The 19,850-nt window shown below is 37.1% G+C and carries 18 protein-coding genes; 12 read left to right on the plus strand and 6 right to left on the minus strand.

Annotated elements, in window-relative coordinates:
- Nucleotides 1–12: 12 nt before the first annotated feature.
- On the minus strand, nt 13–2,229 hold the full coding sequence (locus PN497_RS07315; RefSeq protein ID WP_096570342.1) for a cation:proton antiporter: 2,217 nt from the start codon (nt 2,227–2,229) through the stop codon (nt 13–15).
- A 592-nt stretch (nt 2,230–2,821) separates the two neighbouring features.
- On the opposite strand from PN497_RS07315, the gene PN497_RS07320 reads away from it, so the two are divergent.
- The gene (locus tag PN497_RS07320; RefSeq protein WP_096570340.1) at nt 2,822–4,516 is read left to right on the plus strand and encodes an ABC-F family ATP-binding cassette domain-containing protein; all 1,695 of its coding nucleotides are present in this window, start codon (nt 2,822–2,824) and stop codon (nt 4,514–4,516) included.
- 236 nt (nt 4,517–4,752) lie between these two features.
- Here the strand turns inward: PN497_RS07320 and vapC are convergent, their stop codons facing one another.
- Together vapC and PN497_RS07330 are read right to left on the minus strand one after the other, a co-directional pair.
- The gene (vapC, locus tag PN497_RS07325) at nt 4,753–5,145 is read right to left on the minus strand and encodes a type II toxin-antitoxin system VapC family toxin (protein WP_096570338.1); all 393 of its coding nucleotides are present in this window, start codon (nt 5,143–5,145) and stop codon (nt 4,753–4,755) included.
- Nucleotides 5,145–5,453, minus strand: a complete 309-nt coding sequence (locus PN497_RS07330; RefSeq protein WP_096570336.1) for a hypothetical protein — start codon at nt 5,451–5,453, stop codon at nt 5,145–5,147. Before PN497_RS07330 ends, vapC begins: the two co-directional genes overlap by 1 nt.
- A 503-nt stretch (nt 5,454–5,956) precedes the next feature.
- Here PN497_RS07330 and PN497_RS07335 point away from each other — a divergent pair.
- From PN497_RS07335 to PN497_RS07360, 6 genes are all read left to right on the plus strand, one after another.
- Nucleotides 5,957–6,253 (plus strand): hypothetical protein, encoded by a 297-nt coding sequence (locus PN497_RS07335; RefSeq protein WP_096570334.1) that lies wholly within the window; start codon nt 5,957–5,959, stop codon nt 6,251–6,253.
- 229 nt (nt 6,254–6,482) lie between these two features.
- Nucleotides 6,483–6,812 carry a PIN domain-containing protein gene (locus PN497_RS07340; protein ID WP_334310626.1) on the plus strand — a complete coding sequence of 110 codons (330 nt, stop codon included), beginning with the start codon at nt 6,483–6,485 and terminating at the stop codon, nt 6,810–6,812.
- Nucleotides 6,813–7,033: 221 nt separating this feature from the next.
- Nucleotides 7,034–8,632 carry a 2,3-bisphosphoglycerate-independent phosphoglycerate mutase gene (gpmI, locus tag PN497_RS07345; RefSeq protein ID WP_096572767.1) on the plus strand — a complete coding sequence of 533 codons (1,599 nt, stop codon included), beginning with the start codon at nt 7,034–7,036 and terminating at the stop codon, nt 8,630–8,632.
- Between the two features lie 216 nt (nt 8,633–8,848).
- Entirely contained in the window at nt 8,849–9,082 is a 234-nt protein-coding gene (gene secG / locus PN497_RS07350; protein WP_096570332.1) for a preprotein translocase subunit SecG, read from the plus strand.
- 21 nt (nt 9,083–9,103) lie between these two features.
- On the plus strand, nt 9,104–9,955 hold the full coding sequence (locus PN497_RS07355) for a peptidase (RefSeq protein ID WP_096570330.1): 852 nt from the start codon (nt 9,104–9,106) through the stop codon (nt 9,953–9,955).
- Nucleotides 9,956–10,190: 235 nt separating this feature from the next.
- The gene (locus PN497_RS07360) at nt 10,191–11,582 is read left to right on the plus strand and encodes an amidase (RefSeq protein ID WP_096570328.1); all 1,392 of its coding nucleotides are present in this window, start codon (nt 10,191–10,193) and stop codon (nt 11,580–11,582) included.
- Nucleotides 11,583–11,743: 161 nt separating this feature from the next.
- Here the strand turns inward: PN497_RS07360 and PN497_RS07365 are convergent, their stop codons facing one another.
- Nucleotides 11,744–12,220 carry a hypothetical protein gene (locus PN497_RS07365; RefSeq protein WP_096572766.1) on the minus strand — a complete coding sequence of 159 codons (477 nt, stop codon included), beginning with the start codon at nt 12,218–12,220 and terminating at the stop codon, nt 11,744–11,746.
- A gap of 868 nt (nt 12,221–13,088) precedes the next feature.
- Between PN497_RS07365 and ispG the strand changes: the two genes are divergently transcribed.
- The 5 genes from ispG to PN497_RS07390 all read left to right on the plus strand — a co-directional run bounded on the left by ispG (nt 13,089) and on the right by PN497_RS07390 (nt 19,060).
- Nucleotides 13,089–14,315: a (E)-4-hydroxy-3-methylbut-2-enyl-diphosphate synthase gene (gene ispG, locus PN497_RS07370; RefSeq protein ID WP_096570327.1), complete on the plus strand. Its 1,227-nt coding sequence runs from the start codon at nt 13,089–13,091 to the stop codon at nt 14,313–14,315.
- Between the two features lie 221 nt (nt 14,316–14,536).
- The gene (ctpC, locus tag PN497_RS07375; RefSeq protein WP_096570325.1) at nt 14,537–15,820 is read left to right on the plus strand and encodes a carboxyl-terminal processing protease CtpC; all 1,284 of its coding nucleotides are present in this window, start codon (nt 14,537–14,539) and stop codon (nt 15,818–15,820) included.
- A gap of 352 nt (nt 15,821–16,172) precedes the next feature.
- Nucleotides 16,173–17,747, plus strand: a complete 1,575-nt coding sequence (locus PN497_RS07380; protein WP_272109865.1) for a serine/threonine-protein kinase — start codon at nt 16,173–16,175, stop codon at nt 17,745–17,747.
- Between the two features lie 213 nt (nt 17,748–17,960).
- A complete protein-coding gene (locus PN497_RS07385) occupies nt 17,961–18,512 on the plus strand; it encodes a restriction endonuclease (RefSeq protein ID WP_096570323.1) in 552 nt (183 codons plus the stop codon).
- A complete protein-coding gene (locus PN497_RS07390; protein WP_096570321.1) occupies nt 18,509–19,060 on the plus strand; it encodes a hypothetical protein in 552 nt (183 codons plus the stop codon). Before PN497_RS07385 ends, PN497_RS07390 begins: the two co-directional genes overlap by 4 nt.
- Nucleotides 19,061–19,128: 68 nt before the next feature.
- Here PN497_RS07390 and PN497_RS07395 read toward each other — a convergent pair whose 3' ends face one another.
- Nucleotides 19,129–19,491 carry a DUF5615 family PIN-like protein gene (locus tag PN497_RS07395; RefSeq protein ID WP_096570319.1) on the minus strand — a complete coding sequence of 121 codons (363 nt, stop codon included), beginning with the start codon at nt 19,489–19,491 and terminating at the stop codon, nt 19,129–19,131.
- Complete coding sequence (locus PN497_RS07400) at nt 19,481–19,816, minus strand: DUF433 domain-containing protein (RefSeq protein ID WP_096570316.1); 336 nt, start codon at nt 19,814–19,816, stop codon at nt 19,481–19,483. Before PN497_RS07400 ends, PN497_RS07395 begins: the two co-directional genes overlap by 11 nt.
- Nucleotides 19,817–19,850 lie beyond the last annotated feature (34 nt).

A 19,850-nucleotide genomic window follows, 5' to 3' on the forward strand; every position in this document is an offset into this window, starting at 1 on the left:
ACGAATTACGAATTAATTATGTATTGTTTCTTGGTAGCTAGTTTCTAGTAGTAGGGAACTCAGATGAGAGGTAACTTGACTATAACGACGGGTGATAAGTAGGGAAGAACGACATTGAATAGCAAGTTCATCTGTGTATCTTCCTAAAGTTTGTCTTTCAATACCCCAAGCGCGACTAGTACCAGCAATGGTTAAGTCAATATTTTCTGAGGCTGCAAGTACGGCTGACATGGGTTCTGGATCGCTGATGGTTTTGATTTCTATGCGATCGCGTACATTGGCTGGTAGTTGGGAAATCATTCCGTTTAATTCATAACTTAATTCATCTTGGGTTTGATTTGCTGTTAAGACTTGTAAAATCTGCAACATACAGGTATCACGGTTGATGAGTAGTCGCAGGGCAAGGATCAGGGCTAAGTCATCATGGATATTTGCAGAGTAGGGAACTAGCAAATTTTCCAGGCGATCGCCGCCTCTATCTATGAATACTGCTACATCTACTGGTGCGGTGCTGAGAATTTGTCCAACTCTACCACCTAAGCGATTATTACTAAAGGCTGGACGATGCCATCCTACCAGTATTAAGTCAGGCTGTTCTATTTGGGCTATTTGGGCTGTTTCTCTAGCGACATTGCTAGATATGCGAACGATAGGATGGATATAAGAGCGAATGATTGACGGTTCTAGAGTATCAATTAATTCTTCTAGTTGGTGACGACGCTCGGTAATTAAGCGGTTAGCTTCTGTGGGTGTATTTTCAAAACCGTAGTCTTCCTCTAATTCGATTAAACTGAGAGGATTGATCACAGCAGGTTGTCGATAGTTGAGGGCGATCGCTACTGCTAATTGCACTAAACCTTTCTGGGTGCTGGGGTTGGCTACAGGTACTAAAATCCGATATGGAGTAACAAAAGATTCTATTGTTTCTATTGTTTCTATTGTTTCTATTATTTCTGTGTTTGTATTTGTCTCTTGTTTTGCTTCTGGTTCAACAACATCTAATTTAATTAACTGTTTGGGATAAGTCCATTCTAATAATGGTGATGTCATAAATGTTGTTACCAAAGCCATCACTACCAACATGGTAAATAGTAAAGGTGATATTACTCCTAATTCCAAGCCAATATTTAAAACAATTAATTCTGTTAATCCGCGAGTATTCATTAACCAACCCAGGGCTGATGCTTCTCTTTTATTAATCCCACTGACACGGGCGGCGAAGTAAGCACCAAAATACTTTCCTGCTATGGCTACTCCTAAAACTAATGCACATAGTAACCATAATTGTGGACTGTTGAGTAAACCTATTTGGGTTCTTAAACCACTATAGGCAAAAAACACAGGGAGGAGAAAAATTAAGACGAAATCTTCAGTTTTTACGGCTAATTCTCTGACTAATTTGGCATTTTTGGGCATGACTGCACCTAATAAAAATGCGCCGAAAATCAGGTGAATACCGATAAATTCAGTAATGAGAGCAGATGCAACTACTCCCATATAAATTAACGCTAGAAGAAGTTGGCTTAACTTTCCTGTGCGGCGATAATGGGTAAGAAGATGTTTGAGAAACCACCGCCCTATGGTGAACATAAAACCAATGTAGATGAGGCTTTCAAAAATGGTGAGGATAGCGTTTTGATTGATGCTACCATTACGAGCGACTGCGATCGCTATTGCTAAAATACACCACGCTGTTACATTATCAACGGCGGCGCAAGTTAAAGCTAATGTTCCTAATTTTGTCCCTTGTAAATTATTTTCGGTAATAATTCTGGCCAATACAGGAAAAGCTGTGATTGACATTGCTGCACCTAAAAATAAAGCGAAGGCGGTAAAAGATACACTAGCATTAGAAATGAGTGGATACAACAGCAAAGATAAAATCGCAGCTAGAGAAAACGGCACAATTATGCTGATATTGGAAATAATAATCGCTGATTTTAAATTACCGCTGAGATATTTAGGATTTAGCTCTAAACCTATCAAAAACATGAAAAATATTAGTCCTACCTGAGATAAAACATTCAGGAAAGGTAAGGTTTCTGGAGGAAACAGTATAGCTGCTGCATGGGGAGCAATGAAACCAAATAATGATGGTCCCAACATGATACCGGCGACAATTTCACCGATGACTAAAGGTTGTTTAATTGATTTAAATGCCAATCCTACTAACCTTGACATTCCAATTACAATTAACACCTCAACCAGAACGAGAATAACTGTGTGCATAGTTTCCTCTTGATTCTTCGGGTTCCCTAAGATGATTCTTTAAAGGATGGCAAAATGTCAACCTTGTTAGACACAATACAGGTGTATTCTATTAATTTTGATGTAACTTATTGTTAAGTAACAAAAAGCTGTCAGGAGTCAGGAGATTGGCTTCGCCACGCTTCGCGAACAAGGAGTCAGAAGTCAGTAATGAGCTATCAGTAATTAATAATTAATAATTAATAATTAATAATTAATAATTAATAATTAATAATTAGTAATCAGCTAATAGCAAGAATTGAAAAGTTTTAATTTCGTGAAGTTTTAATTTCCTAAAGTTTTAATTGCGTGCATTTTATCTGCATCTGTTTCTTTTCATTCTTTGTATTTAAATATTTCAGGTACTGCCGGAAATCGACGGAAACCGACGGAAACCGACGGCTAAATGCTGACAAAAAATCAATTCTTTCTCCTGACTTCTGATAGCGAAGCGTGGCGAAGCCATACTCCTGAACTCCTGACTCCTAAATTCTTGTAAATATGTCGTTAAATTTTGTTAAGATTGAGTGTGGCGTTAGCTTTACCCTTATATCCCCTATCTGAGAGATATTTCATGTTGCGACTGGAACACATTAGTAAAATTTACCCTACAGGCGAAGTTTTAAAGGATATCAACTGGGAAGTTAAACCAGGTGATCGCATTGGTTTGGTTGGTGTTAACGGTGCGGGAAAGTCTACCCAACTGAAAATTATCTCTGGGGAAATAGAACCCACTGCGGGGGAAATTATCCGCCCTGCTAGTTTACACATAGCATACCTGAACCAAGAATTTGAAGTTGATCCGACGCGGACAGTTAATGAAGAATTTTGGACAGTTTTCAAGGAAGCTAACGCAGTTCAGTTAGCTTTGCACGAAGTACAACGGGAAATGGAAACTGCCACCCTGGAGGAATTAGATAAACTGATTCATAAGTTAGATAAATTACAGCGTCAGTTTGAAGCCTTGGATGGTTATGGTTTAGATGCTCGCATTGGTAAGATTTTACCGGAAATGGGCTTTCAAGTAGAAGATGGCGATCGCCTAGTGAGTGCTTTTTCTGGTGGTTGGCAAATGCGGATGAGTTTGGGTAAAATTCTCCTACAAGAACCAGATTTATTACTACTAGACGAACCGACAAACCATTTAGATTTAGAAACTATTGAATGGTTAGAAAATTACCTGAAAAAGTTACTGACACCAATGGTCATAGTTTCCCATGATCGGGAATTTTTGGATCGTCTTTGTACACAAATTGTCGAAACTGAAAGAGGAGTTTCTAGCACTTACCTGGGTAATTATTCATCATATCTGCAACAAAAAGCAGAAAATGAATCTGCACAATTGAGCGCCTTTGAACGCCAACAAAAGGAATTAGAAAAACAACAAGCATTTGTAGATAGATTCCGCGCTAGTGCAACTCGTAGTACCCAAGCAAAAAGCCGAGAAAAGCAACTAGAAAAAATTGAAAGAATTGAAGCACCAACCGCAGGAGTTAGAACCTTACATTTTCGCTTTCCCCCCGCACCTCGTAGCGGTAGAGAAGTAGTAGAAATTAAGGATTTAACCCATACTTATGGTGATAAAATTTTGTTTTTAGGTGCTAATTTGTTGATTGAAAGAGGTGATAGAATCGCCTTTTTAGGTCCCAATGGTGCTGGAAAATCTACACTTTTGAAAATGATTATGGGTGTAGAACCATACACAGAAGGAACTGTGAAACTAGGAGATCATAATGTTATCCCTGGTTATTTTGAACAAAACCAAGCGGAAGCATTAGATTTAAATAAAACTGTCATGGAAACCATACATGATGAAGTTCCCGACTGGAAAAATGAAGAAGTCCGCACTTTGTTAGGAAGATTTCTATTTGCTGGTGATACAGTATTTAAACAAGTGGGTGCTTTAAGTGGAGGAGAAAAAGCTAGGTTAGCATTAGCGAAAATGCTGTTAACACCTGCTAATTTAATCATTTTAGATGAACCTACCAACCATTTGGATATTCCCGCTAAGGAAATGTTGGAGGAAGCATTACAAAATTATGATGGTACTGCCATTGTAGTATCTCACGACCGTTATTTTATCTCCCAAGTTGCAAATAAAATTGTGGAAATTCGGGACGGAGAATTTCGGGTTTATTTGGGAGATTACCATTATTATTTGCGGAAGATTGAGGAAGAAAAGGAACAAGCAAAGTTAGCTGCAATAGAAGCGGAAAAAGCAGCAAAGAAAGCAGCAAAATCAGCAAAATCAGCAGCGAAGAAGAAGTAGGTTTGTTTTTAAAAACAAGTATTTGTGAGTCCCTGACTTTTTGAAGTTGGGGATTTTTTGTCTGAATCAGGATGTCCAGGATTTAAGGATTAACAGGATTGTTGTTGTTTAATTTTCTGTTGTTATCAGGATTTAAAGATCAGAGAAAATCGCACGCAAAGGAAAACCATAAATTTAAAAATCATATCTTGTCAATCCTTTAATCATGGTTATCCTAATTCTGACAAATAATTAAATTATTGAACACGAATTAAACCCAAATGATTCACAAAAGGTAGAAAATCTTTATCACTAAATAAAAGTGAGTTTTGGGTTTCAATACAGAACGTTGCTATAATCACATCAGCAGTTTTCCTAATAGTAATACCTTGTTTACGCAGAAATCTATAATTATCAGCACTTTTGATAGCAATATCTAATCCTAACATCTCGAAAATATGCAGAGAAGTTAATAATTCTTTTGCTGTTTGATATCCATTATCTGAGCGAAACCCCTGCAAAACTTCAGTTAAAATTAAATCACTGATAGCTATTGGTTCTACTCCTAAAAGTTGATCTAGTTTGTTAGTTTCTGGTGTTTCTATACCATTAAAATAATCTACCCAGACACTTGAATCTACAATAATCATCAGTTGATTCTCTTTTCTTCTAGGTTATCTTCCCATTGCAGTTTTCCTCTATAGGATTTGATTCTTTCTTGTTGTTTGAGTATTTTTAGTTGGTGTATTTCTTGTTGAAACTTATTCCAATAATTAAACTGTTCATTGGGTAAATTTTGATAATGATATGCAGCTTTTTCACTACAAACCCTTTCTAGCAAAGTTAGTAAATTATTGATACTATTAGTAAAGTCATCGTCATTAGGTAATCTATCTAAGAGTGTTTGATATATTTTTTGTTCCAGTTCATCCACTAATGATTCTTGTTTCAATGTCATTGTTTTAACTCCTGAATCAAATATTTTTATTATATCATTATTTGTCTGAATCAGGATTTCCAGGATTTGAGGATTTCCAGGATTGTTATTGTTTAATTTTTTGTTGTTATCAGGATTTAAAGATAAGAGAAAATCTCACGCAATCTCCGTCAGGAGATCCCGCAGGGTAGACGCAAAGACGCAAAGGAAAACCAGAAATTTAAAAATCACATCCTGTAAATCCTTTAATCCTGGATATCCTGATTCAGAAAAAATAAATCAAAATGTAAAAAATATAATATCTCTAATTACGTAATATTGTAAAGTAGAAATAAAATAACTTATGTAAATTTTTATTGAACATGGTATGATAATAGTACAATAAGTTAATGTATCTTGGATTTGATTATGTCAAAATCACGATTTACGGGATTTTTATTGATTAATTGACCCATAGTATTAAAAATGATATAATTTTAATACTTAAATTTTATAGTTTAAATTTATAACAGGAGGCAAATATTATGTTATCAACAAACATTGAGCAAGAATCCGTGATTAAGAGAGTTGAGAGAGTAGTATCTATTTTAATGGAAGAGAATCCCATATTTAAAGAGAACCTTAATTATGCTGCAATAGTGAATGATTTAGTGGAAATTTTTGAAAAAACCTTATCTTTTGATGAATTTAATCATATCTCAGATGCAAGTTTAAAAAAACGTTGTGATGGTATTATGGCTGTGAGAATTCTGGCGAAAATTGGTGAAGATTTTACACCCGAACAAATGGCAAATTTTGAAGATGCAATTAAACGAAAATAGAGAATATTATAAAAATAATCAAATAAAAAATATGAATTATTTATTAGATACTAATATTGTTTCCAGGACTTACGCAAGTGTCACAAGGAAAGTCTAAATTTAAGTCTGTAGTAGGCACTTTAGTGCCAAAAATAAGCGATAAATCGCTTACTACGAACAGAGAAATATGCCAGTTGCGTAAGTCCTAGTTTCTTTAGCCCTCAAACAAAATTCTCTAATTATAGAAAGAATTGAGTTAGCTCAAGCTCAAGAAGACAATATTTTTATTAGTTGTATTACCTATTTTGAAATTAGAAGAGGTTTTTTAGCGGTTGATTCGCCTAAACAAAGAGCCAGATTTAACATATTCTGTCAAAAATATCCGATAATTTTTCTAGATGATTTAGCGATTTTAGAAAAAGCTGCGGAAATTCATGCGAATTTAAGATTAAAAGGTTTACCGATTCAAAGTGAAGATGTTTTAATTGCGGCTACAGCAATAATTAAAGGTTTAACCGTGGTTTCTAATGATAGTGATTTAACCAGAGTTGAAGGTTTAAGTTTAGAAAATTGGTTGTAGGGATAAATGCTAGGTAATAAATGCTCTGTCTCCTAGTGAAAGTGCGTTTTAACGGACTCTTATTCTTATGAACTCCTGAACTCCTGAACTCCTGAACTTCTGAACTTCTGAACTTCTGAACTTCTGAACTTCTGACTCCTCTCTTTTTCAACTTCTTTCTTCAATTTGTGGTTAGTAGTGATATCATTCGGTTATTACAAAAAGTAAAGGGCAATTTTACTATGACCAAAGCACCTGTTGCTCCTGTGGTGCTAGTCATTTTAGATGGATGGGGCTACTGTGAGGACAAGCGAGGAAACGCGATCGCTGCCGCTAAAACTCCCATTATGGACAGTTTGTGGGCGGCCTACCCCCACACCCTCATTCGCACTTCAGGAAAAGCCGTAGGGTTGCCAGAAGGTCAAATGGGCAACTCGGAAGTTGGTCATTTGAATATTGGCGCTGGGCGTGTCGTCCCCCAAGAACTGGTACGCATCTCCGATGCGGTTGAAGACGGTTCTCTGGCCGCTAACCCAGCACTTGTAAACATTTGCCAGGAAGTGAAATCACGAAATGGCAAGTTACACTTGATTGGGCTTTGTTCTGACGGTGGGGTACATTCCCACATTACCCATCTCTTTGGGTTACTGGACTTAGCCAAATCACAGCAAATTGCTGATGTATGTATTCACGCTATCATGGACGGGCGTGATACTCTTCCCGCAGATGGAATAAAAGCCATCGCACAACTGCAAGATTATATAGACCGCGTGGAAATAGGGCAGATAGCCACTATTAGCGGTCGTTATTATGCAATGGACCGCGATCGCCGTTGGGATCGAGTCCAACGAGCTTATGATGTAATGACGCAAGAAGGCGCTGGCAACGGAAAAACAGCGTTAGAAGTCTTGCAAGCCTCTTATGCTGAAGGCGTAACCGACGAGTTTATTGTTCCCATCAGAATTACTCCTGGCGCAGTTGCACCTGGCGATGGGGTGATCTTTTTCAATTTCCGTCCCGACCGCGCCAGAGAATTAACTCAAGCTTTTGTTAGTGTTGATTTTCAGGGTTTTGAGAGACAGCAAATTACACCTCTGTCTTTTCTGACATTTACCCAATATGATCCAGAGTTAACTGTCTCTGTGGCCTTTACTCCCCAGAACTTGACGAATATTCTGGGTGAAGTGATTGCAAATCATGATCTAAAACAGTTCCGCACGGCAGAAACGGAAAAATACGCTCATGTCACCTATTTCTTTAATGGGGGACTAGAGGACCCATACAAGGGAGAAGATCGGGAACTGGTCAGCAGTCCAATGGTAGCCACCTACGATACAGAACCCGCAATGTCCGCCCAGGCGGTGACAGATGTGGCGATCGCTGCCATTGAAAAGGGTATTTACTCTTTAGTAGTGATGAACTACGCTAACCCTGACATGGTAGGCCACACAGGAAAAATAGAAGCTACAGTCACAGCGATTGAAACCGTTGACCGATGTTTAGGCAGACTTATAGAAAGTGTCGGCAAAGTTGGCGGTACAATGCTAATTACAGCCGATCACGGTAACGCTGAGTATATGGCAGATGAGGATGGTAATCCTTGGACGGCACATACAACTAACCCCGTTCCCTTCATTTTGGTAGAAGGGGAAAAAGTGAAAATACCCGGATATGGTGCAAATGTTGACTTGCGACATGATGGTAAGTTAGCTGATATTGCACCCACTATTTTGGATATTTTACAAATTCCTCAACCAGAAGAAATGACTGGTAAATCTCTACTAAGAGCCGCAGAATATGATTTACAACTTTCTCGTACTCCTGTACAAGTAGGGTTGTAATCTATTTCTCTTCTTTGACAGTTAACTTTTCACAGTTAACTGTTTTTTAGAGGTAATGGGTAATGGGTAATGGGTAATGGGTAATTGGTAATTGGTAATATTATCCCAGTCACCAGTCACCAGTCACCAGTCACCAATCACCAATCATCAAATTTTTAATTAACCGTGTTACGTTAAATAATATTCAAGATCATCTTTGGGAATTTTTAATTACGTATGTCGATTACTAACATTGTGCAAGGAATTTGGGCGTTTTCTGCCTTAGGTTTAATTGTCCTGGTTTTACTACATAGCCCTAAAGGTGATGGTATCGGTGCTATTGGTGGCCAAGCTCAACTCTTTAGCAGTACCAAAAGCGCAGAAAATACATTAAATCGTGTCACCTGGGCGTTAGTAGTAATTTTTCTCGGTTTAACAGTGGTTTTAAGTGCTAACTGGCTACCTAAATAAGTAAAACCTAGATAAGTAAAAATGGGAAAAATATCCCAAAAATCAATATCCAAAACCCAAAATAGAAATCATCATTTTTTTGGGTGGAAATTATTAACAGTTCTGACTTTATTCATAATTTCAGGACTGTTAGTTATTTTGACGAATTTTCATACTCAAGCCAAAGAACCTAACCCCCAACCCCGTTCCCTAGCAGGGAAGGAGACTATAATTTCCCCTTTCCTTGTAGCAGAGAGGTTAGGGGAAAGATCAATACAAAAACCCCATCCTTTACCACTAAGTTTAGAAAAATGGCAAGATCAAAATAATAGTGGTGATTATTTTGAGCAAATTCAACCTACAAAATATGGTTATTTAATTTGGTCACATTTCCCGATTAAAGTAAATATTGAAACTCCTACAAATATCAATCAACAACAAGCGCAAACATGGGTAAATCAAGTTTCACAAGCTATTAAAGAGTGGAATAATTTTTTACCTTTAGAATTAGTAGAAAATTCAGAAATTGCTGATATTAAAGCTGATATTAAAATTATGCGTCAACGTCCACCTTTACAAATAAACCCCATTAGTAAAATTCCCCGTGCGCGTTCTGCATTAGCGACATACGAGTTATATAATCAAAATAATTTTTTATTACACCGTTTTACTATTTTATTAAGTCCCACTCAAACAGGGGAACATTTGCAAGCAGCAGCACGTCATGAAATGGGACACGCTTTAGGAATTTGGGGTCATAGTCCCGTAGAAACTGACGCACTTTATTTTTCTCAAGTTCGTAACCCTGTATCTATTTCTAGCAGAGATGTGAATACTTTAAAGAAGATTTATCAACAGTCTACAAGTTTGGGGTGGTCAAGTGTGAAAAAGTAATATAGTAGGAGTCAGTGGTTCGACTTACTTCGACTGCGCTCAGTACAAGTCGCTCACCAACCGGAGTCAGAAGTCAGGAGTATAAGCCTATTTTAGTAAGACTTTCATGATAAATTGATGTCTTAACTACCCTGTGTTGGGCTATAAGTTAATATTTGTGAAATATGGAAGATTTATAACTTCTGATAGATGTATAAAATTTAAAGTTGCAAATTTAAAGTTGCAAATTACAACAATGAATGAAACTGATTTAGCTTTTACCCCAGCTTTAGAGTTAGCACAATTAATTCGTCGTCGGGAAGTTTCACCTCTCGAATTGACAGAACTATATTTAGATAGAATTTCTCGCTTCAATCCCCAATTAGGAAGTTATTTTACTGTCACAGCAGATTTAGCTATTGCTGACGCTAAAGCAAAAACAGAATTACTCACAACCGCTTCAGAATTACCGCCATTTTTTGGTGTTCCCATTTCTATTAAAGATTTAAACGCCGTAGCTGGTGTTACTTGCACTTACGGAAATCCAGCTTTCGTTAAAAATATCTCTAACTATGATGATGGCGTAGTGAGCAAGATTAAACAAGCCGGTTTTACAATTTTGGGAAAAACTGCCACGTCTGAATTAGGTTCTTATCCTTACAGTGAACCTACAGGTTTTCCCCCAGCTAGAAACCCTTGGAATTTAGAATATACTCCTGGGGGTTCTAGTGGTGGTGCTGCGGCCTCTGTGACAGCAGGATTATGTGCGATCGCTCAAGGTTCAGATGGTGGTGGTTCAATTAGAGGACCTGCGGCTTGTTGTGGTGTAGTGGGAATTAAACCAGCAAGGGGAAGAGTCACACAAGCACCGGTAGGCGATCGTATGGGAGGAATTGCTGTTAATGGTCCCATAGCCAGAACTGTAGCAGATGCAGCAGCCATGTTAGATGTAATTTCTGGATATATTACCGGAGATCCTTATTGGTTGACAAATCCAGAACCTTCATTTTTAGCAGCAACCAAAGTAAAAAACCAGAAGTTAAAAATAGCTTTTAGTACCAGTATTACTCCCTTGGGAGATGCTGACACAAACTGCAAACAAGGAGTATTAAAAACAGTTAAATTATTAGCAGAAATTGGACATGAAATAGCAGAAAAATGTCCTGATATGAGTGGTTTAGTAGAACCATTTCAAATAGTATGGCAATCTGGAGTAGCAGCAGCAGGAATACCCCCAGAAGCACTGCAACCATTGAATCAATTTTTATTATCGAGAACAGGTTCTGCGGGTGAATATTTGCAAGCATTAGCACAAATGCAGATAGTTTCCCGGCAAATAGTCGCCTTTTTTGATAATATTGATGTGTTAGTATTACCGGTTTATTTGCACTCACCCATTAAAGTTGGTGAATGGCAAAATTTAACCCCAGAAGAGATATTTCAAAATATTATCAAATGGGTTGCACCTTGTCCAGTAGCAAACGCAACAGGATTACCTGCAATAGCGATTCCTGTAGGTTTTGATAGTAATGGTTTACCCCTGAGTGTGCAATTAATAGGTAAACCTGCGGACGAGTCTACTATTATTAGTTTAGCAGCACAATTGGAAACCGCTAATCCTTGGATTCAACATCGTCCAAATCTCTGAGTTAGTGTTAATAAGATGGTAATGTTGTCTGAATCAGGATATCCATGATTTTCAGGATTTTCATCAAAAATAAATCATGTTTTTCTGGAAATCCTGTTAATTTATGATTTTCACTTTTTACAGCAATTATGAATTACCAATTACGAATTACGAATTACGAATTACGAATTATTCTGTCTTTTATCAACAACTAAAACTAAACAAAGTGCAGCAACAGCTTTTTCCCATTCCTGACGAACTTTAACATCTTCCACACCATCAAATAAACTTACCAAACGAGGAACAGCTGCTTCCAAAGCTGCTGGTGGAACTGGACGATGTAACTCAACGAGGTGATTTAAACTTTCTTGATGATGGAGAAAATTAATTACCCATTTTGTTGTATGATCGGGACTATCAGGAACACGCTTAACCCCTAATTCGTTTTTTAACCAATTATAAAAAGGCGGTAAATGTTCAGCTAAAACTTGTCCTGCTGTGGGTAAAGTATCCCGCAATAATTGAATATCTAAACTGTCTAATTCTTGTTTTAATTCCTGTGAGTTAAGCACCTCACTTAAAGGTTTTGAAAGTATTGCTTCTATTTCCGATTGAGAAAAATCTAAATGTTCAGTAAAAGTAGAAATTGTAGATGACATTTTACTCATCTCCCAAAATGATTAAAAAAGATTAATTAATATCTGCTGACTTTTCAGAAAGGGTGAGTAGCTTTGGTTCACAGAAAACTTCAGATAACCAAAGATAGAAGCTAACTCTAAAAGTGAGCATCCCAATGAAAGAAAAGATAATAGTAGTACCACTAAAAAATCTCGTAAAATCTCTTAGCTTTGTGTCCTTTGCGCCCTTTGCGGTTCAATCATAAGCTGTTGTGCATTTAATTTGTATAAGTGGAACAGGCATCTTGCCTGTTAAACAAGAGTTCAGAATATTAGGATTATACAATTTAGCTGTGTAACAGCTTATCAATCAAACATTTAGAGCATTTGATTTCGTTAGATCAAAATAAATTGACACCTTTGTGATGCTGCCATTATAAAATATATAACCTTTTAGAAAACTTGCCCATTGACATAATTTTTGTGTAGCTATTAGTCTATCGAAAAGTAGATATTTTTTAGGCGATTCCATCCCTAATTTTCCCATATTTTATAATTTGATCATGCTGTTTTTGATGTAGGTCAAAGCAGAGAAATTATGCAGAATGAAAAAAAAATATCTGAATACTGAGTGTGGGGAAAAATTCAGATAATCTTGGTTAAATAGCTATCATCAAGATAGCACGGTACAGGGGGAAAGAACATTTACCAATTGTGTTACAGATGCGGTATTCATAACGAGTTGGCACAGTCAGCGTTGATACTATGAATACCATTGAAGAAATGCTAAAAAAATGAAGTTGGAAATTTTCCAATTTATCACCCAAAAGAGCCTCAACTATGGCAATCTGATAAACATAACCCCTGGCAATCTGATATTTTAGCTACAGAAAATCTACCTGTTGAGGCTATGCAAACCCTACCACCCCTTGAAACTAACAACATTACATCCAGTCAACCCGTCTTTGACACCACCATCAAACGCCGCAAAACTCGTCCTGTGAAAGTGGGAGATGTCACCATTGGCGGAGGCTACCCTGTGGTGGTACAGTCAATGATTAACGAAGATACCCTCGATATTGATGGTTCTGTAGCAGCTATTCGTCGTCTTCATGAAATTGGCTGCGAAATTGTCCGCGTTACAGTTCCTAGTATGGCTCATGCCAAAGCCTTAGCAGAAATTAAACAGAAATTAAAGCAAACTTACCGTGATGTTCCCATTGTTGCCGACGTGCATCACAATGGCATGAAAATTGCCCTGGAAGTAGCTAAACATATCGAAAAAGTACGTATCAATCCAGGGTTGTATGTATTTGAAAAACCCAACACCAACCGCACAGAATACACAAAAGCCGAATTTGACGAAATTGGCGAGAAAATCCGTGAAACCTTAGAACCCTTGGTAGTTTCCCTAAGAGATCAAGGTAAAGCTTTGCGGATAGGAGTCAATCATGGTTCGTTAGCAGAAAGAATGCTATTTACCTATGGTGACACCCCAGAAGGAATGGTAGAATCTGCCTTAGAATTTATCCGCATTTGTGAATCTTTGGATTTTCGCAACATCGTTATTTCGATGAAAGCCTCAAGAGTTCCCGTCATGGTAGCCGCCTATAGGTTAATGGCCAAACGCATGGATGATTTAGGCATGGATTATCCTTTACATTTGGGTGTAACCGAAGCCGGAGATGGGGAATATGGCAGAATTAAATCTACTGCGGGAATAGCTACATTATTAGCCGATGGTATTGGTGATACAATTCGCGCATCTTTGACAGAAGCACCAGAAAAAGAAATTCCCGTTTGTTACAGCATTCTGCAAGCTTTAGGTTTGCGGAAAACAATGGTTGAGTATGTCGCTTGTCCTTCTTGCGGAAGAACTTTATTTAACTTAGAAGAAGTGTTACACAAAGTCCGGGAAGCAACCAAACACCTAACAGGTTTAGATATTGCCGTCATGGGTTGTATTGTCAACGGACCAGGAGAAATGGCCGATGCTGACTATGGTTATGTAGGTAAAAATCCTGGTTTTATTTCTTTATACCGTGGCAGAGAAGAAATCAAAAAAGTTCCAGAAGATCAAGGTGTAGAGGAATTGATCAATTTAATTAAAGCTGATGGACGTTGGGTAGATCCTTAATTTGGGGAATGGGGAGTCGGGAGTCGTAGGGGCGAAGCATTCGGAAAATAACCTTTTCATACAATTGAGAATTGGTAGCCCGAATGCTTCGCCCGTAGAGGAGTCGGGAGAGAAATATTTTTCCCCTATCACCCATCACCCATCACCCATCACCAATCACCAAATCCTGTGTTAGATTGGGCATACTGACAATAGATTTTCCCTCTGACATAGATGTCATTATGGTGATTACAAAAAGTAGACTTGTTTTAGGTGCTACAGCAGTGACGCTTTCTACAATTGCTGTTACTAGTCTTGGTATTAATTCCCGTGGTCAGGCTTTGTTTAAAGCAAGTCCCAAGGAATTGGTAGACGAAGTATGGCAAATTGTTTACCGTCAATATGTAGACGGGACTTTTAATCAAGTAGATTGGCAAGCTGTTCGTAAAGAATATTTAAGCAAGTCCTACAGTAATCAGCAGGAAGCTTATACATCCATCCGGGAAATGCTGAAAAAGCTAGAAGACCCTTATACCCGGTTTATGGACCCAGAGGAATTTAAGAGTATGCAGGTTGATACCTCTGGAGAATTAACAGGTATTGGTATCACTATCAGTCAGGATGAAAAAACAAAGGAATTAGTTGTAATTTCCCCTATTGAAGATACACCAGCCTTTAAAGTAGGAATTTTAGCTAAAGATGTCATCTTAGAAATTGATGGCAAAAGCACTAAAGGCATGGATACAAACCAAGCTGTATCTTTAATTCGCGGTGAAGCGGGAACTCAGGTCAGACTGAAAATTCTCCGAAATGGTCAGCAAAAAATATTTGACATCACCAGGGCGCGAATCGAAATTCATCCGGTTAAGTTTGCTGAAAAACCAAGTCCAGCAGGTAATATTGGCTACATCCGACTGAATCAATTCAGTGCTAATGCTGGCAAAGAAATGAGAGATGCGATTAATAAGTTAGAAGCTAAAAACGTCACTGGTTACGTTTTGGATCTGCGTGGTAATCCTGGTGGTTTATTATTTTCCAGTATAGAAATCTCCCGGATGTGGTTAGATAAAGGTACGATTGTTTCCACTATTGATCGTCAAGGTGAGCAAGAACGGGAAATAGCCAGAGGACGTGCTTTAACTAATAAACCTTTAGTAGTGTTGGTGGATAAGGGTTCAGCCAGTGCTAGTGAAATCCTGTCCGGTGCTTTGCAGGATAATAAGCGGGCGACGATAGTGGGTACACAAACTTTTGGTAAGGGTTTGGTGCAGTCTGTGCGTCCGTTGGAAGATGGTTCTGGTTTAGCGGTGACTATTGCTAAATATCATACTCCTAGCGGTAAAGATATTAACAAGCATGGTATTGACCCTGATATCAAAGTAGATTTAACTGATGCCCAAAGACAAGATTTGTGGTTAAGGGAACGTGAGAAATTAGGTACTTTAGAAGATCCGCAATTTGCTAAAGCTATTGAGGTTTTAGGTAAACAAGCTGCTCAAAATACTACAACAACTAATAAGAATTAAATTGTCAGGAGTCAGGAGTCAGGAGGGGTTTAGCAGTGCTAAACCCTTACAGGAGTCAGGGGGAAAAGTGAGCAGTTTTTGATGGTTGTAACGTCTATTCCTGGGATTTTCTTCCCCTTTTGATCCCTGAATCCCTTGATTCAGTTTTTTATTTATATGCTTAATGGCACGCTGCGGTAACAGCAGACGTTACTTATTTTGTTATTTATATAGTATAACCAGTTGCCAAAAATACGACAAGTATGTTACTCTACTTAGAGTATATTTAAACATATTATCATTACTTTATATTGTTAATTCCTGTACTGGTTATGAACAACAGTCATTTATTGATGGGGCGGATTTTTGCGCGATGTCCTATTGTATCAATCCTCACTGTGCCAAACCTGCTGATCCTGCAAATGCAAATAATCCTATTTGCCGTAACTGTGGGTCACAATTACTGCTGCAAAATCGCTATCGGGTACTTAAACAACTAGGTCAAGGTGGTTTTGGTAACACCTTTGAAATTGACGACGGTGGAAAAACCAAAGTTTTAAAAGTGCTGACTGAGAATAACCCTAAAGCGGTGAAATTGTTTCAACAAGAAGCTAAGGTTTTGAGTCAGTTAAATAGTGCAGGTATTCCCAAAGTCGAAGCAGATGGTTATTTTACGGTTTTACCTAAAAATAGCTCTGTACCATTGCACTGTTTAGTAATGGAGAAAATCGAAGGGGTAAATTTAGAGCAATGGATGGAAATTCGCAATTATCAACCTATTACTGAAACTCAAGCTATCCATTGGTTGAAACAAATTGTAGAAATTCTGGCTTTAGTACACGCTCAAAAATATTTTCATCGTGATATTAAACCTCAGAATATCATGCTGCGACCAAGTGGGCAACTGGTTTTAATTGATTTTGGTGCAGTGCGACAAATCACCACCACAATTTTAGCGGGAAACTCCCATACTAGAATTATTTCCCAAGGTTATTCACCACCAGAACAACAAAACGGTTATTCTGTACAACAGTCTGATTTCTTTGCTTTGGGAAGGACTTTTATATTTTTACTGACTGGTAAAGAACCCCAGGATAAAGCTATTTATGATCCTCTGACTAATGAGTTAAATTGGCGAAAATATGCAGTTAATATTTCTCCTGTTTTAGCAGATTTAATTGATAATTTAATTGCGCCTACTGCAAATCAGCGTCCTGAAAATACAAGAGTTATTTTACAGAGATTAAAGGAAATTGAACAAGGTTTAAATCAAGTTCATATTGTCAGAAACACTACAAAGATTCAATCTAAAAATAGTGCTTCTGGGACTGTTGCAGTTAGTCCAGGTAAACCTGTCACAACAACGGCTAAACCAATTCAGAAAAAACATAAACCTTGGCAATGGTTAATTAGTTTAGGTGTGGGATTGTTTGCTATTGCTGCATTGAACCAACTTAATAATAAAATTATTGTCGAAGTTAGGGAAGATCGGGATAAACTTTACAAAGCAGAAGATTTAGCAAAAAGTCCCAATGTAGATAATTTACTCAAAGCTATTAGATTAGCTGAGGCGATTAAACCTGAAAGTTATGTATATCAAGAATCCCAAAAGTTAAAATCTGAATTTGTTAGAAAAATACTCAAATTAGCACAGGAGAAAATGAATGAGAAAGATGCAGATACAGCATTAGAAATTGCTAGAAAAACTCCGCCTATTGCTGAATTACAATCAGAAATTGATGATTTTATTGTTTTGGGTGAAGCCCAAAGAAGTGCTTGGATAGGTACGGTTGCTGGTTTAGAAGCGGCAATTTCCCAAGCTCAACAAATTGATGCTTCTAGGGATGTTTATAATGAAGCACAACAATTAATTGCGCGTTGGCAATTAGAAATTGAATCTCGGTTAGAAAAAGAAAAAGAAATAAAACCGGAAAGAGCATTATGGTAATTTTTAGGCTGATCTAATAAACTATAACAATCATATATAATTAAATCATTTATAATGCTTCTTTTTCTTCTCTTTGTATCTTATCTTCGTGTCCTTCGTGTCTTCGTGGTTCGTTAAAAATTAGTAGGTTGGGTTGACGCAAGGAAACCCAACAACAATCACAAACAGCACATAATAGTAATATATAAAAATCTGAAAAACTAAAATTAAATCATGACCACAGATGCAGAATATCAAGCAAGAATTACCAGCTATAACTGGGATGATTTAATCAAATTATGGTCAGAAATTAAAGCAAAAAAGACCTCAAACTTTTGGGATGCAGGTAAAGCATTAGAATATTTGATATTACGTGCATTTCAACTTGATGGCGCAGAAGTAGCTTGGCCTTACATCGTCAAAATTCAAGATAAAATAGTAGAACAAATTGACGGAGTAATCTATACAGATAGCCTAGCCTGTTTGATAGAATGTAAAGATACAAGTGACGAGGTTAATATTGAACCTATAGCTAAACTAAGAAATCAATTGCTACGAAGACCAGCATCAGCTATTGGTAGTGTGTTTAGTCGCAGTGGATTTACAGAAGCAACAGTAACATTAACTGGGTTTATTGCTCCGCAAACTATTCTACTATGGGGAGGAGAAGAAATTGAATATTCACTCACAAATAAATGTATATGTAAATTCCTAGTCAAAAAATATCGTGTTTGTGTTCAAAAATGTATCCCTAACTACGACATTACAACGGAGATTTTCTCATGACACTAGCATACATCCTGACAGAAAGTGATAAAGATATAGAAATTTTACAGAAATTGCTACCAAAAAATTTAATTCAAGATATTAAATTTATAGCAGGTGCAAGTTCTTACAGAGCGCGTTCTTTAGCTAGTTCACTACTTGCGACTCAAAAAATACCTGTTTGTCTTGTTATAGATGCAGATACAAATAACCCATCTCAAGTATTTGAAAAGAAAGATTTAATTAATTATGTGTTAAATCAAGTATCTTCTGGTATTCCTTTTCAAATCTCCCTAGCCATTCCCGAAATAGAAATAATATTTCTCCAAAATAAACCATTAATTGAAAAAATCGCCCAACGTCAATTTAATGACTTAGAATGGCAACTTGCCCAAAGTAAACCCAAGGAATTTTTAGAAACAGTATTAGGTAAAGAAACATCAATCAATGAGAAAATCTTTAGTAATATCAATGATGAAGAAATTAAAATATTACAACAACATCCATTAATTCAAGAAATAATCACTTTCTTGTCATCACTTACCCCGTCTGTTGTGGCAATTAACTAACAATTTTGTAGGTTGGGTTGACGCAAGAAAACCCAACAATAACAGACTAATTTATAATTAATACTTAACTAGACAATAGGAAGAAACTTTATTCTGTCTTGATACTCATTATCTAGTGATCCTTCAGCTATCAGTAATAATTGTTCAATATTTTCACCAACACTTAATTTTGGATTAAGAATGAAAATTCCTGGAATATGATGACCTTGAGCGATATGATCTGTTAAATGAACAGGCATAGATTTACGATTATTAGTTACGAGAACAAAGTTATTTTCCTCACACCAAATCAAAATTTCTGGATCAAGAGTTCCCTTTTGTGGAGTAGTCAAATCTCCCACTGCTAGGATAAATAAATCAAGGTTTAGACGGCGTAATTGAATGGTATAAATTGGATTAACATTTTCATCAATGAGATAATTAAGCGCCATGACTTTGCAACAACATTTTTTCAGCTTTTAACTTACGTAATTTTTCCACAACAGGGTTAGGATTGCGACGCTGTTCTTCTCTCATTTTATCACCCCATTCCAACCAATCTTTTATGTATTCATCTACTGATTGTTGATTATGCAAATAGTAAAGAATCGTCGCATAAACCTGTTCTAATGTTAGTGATGTATAGGTTTTAGCAATCTCTTCAGGAGTTTTCGCATGGAAAAGATAGTCAAATAAAATGGTTTCAATTCCCACTCTTGTACCTTTGAGTCTAATATCATCGGGAGCTAGAAAATTAAAGTATTCTTCAAGTTGCATAGTTAGTTAAGTCTCAATTGCTGTTACTGTATCT

The sequence above is a fragment of the Sphaerospermopsis kisseleviana CS-549 genome, from assembly GCF_028329225.1.
In the GTDB taxonomy this organism is placed as follows: Bacteria; Cyanobacteriota; Cyanobacteriia; order Cyanobacteriales; family Nostocaceae; genus Sphaerospermopsis; species Sphaerospermopsis kisseleviana.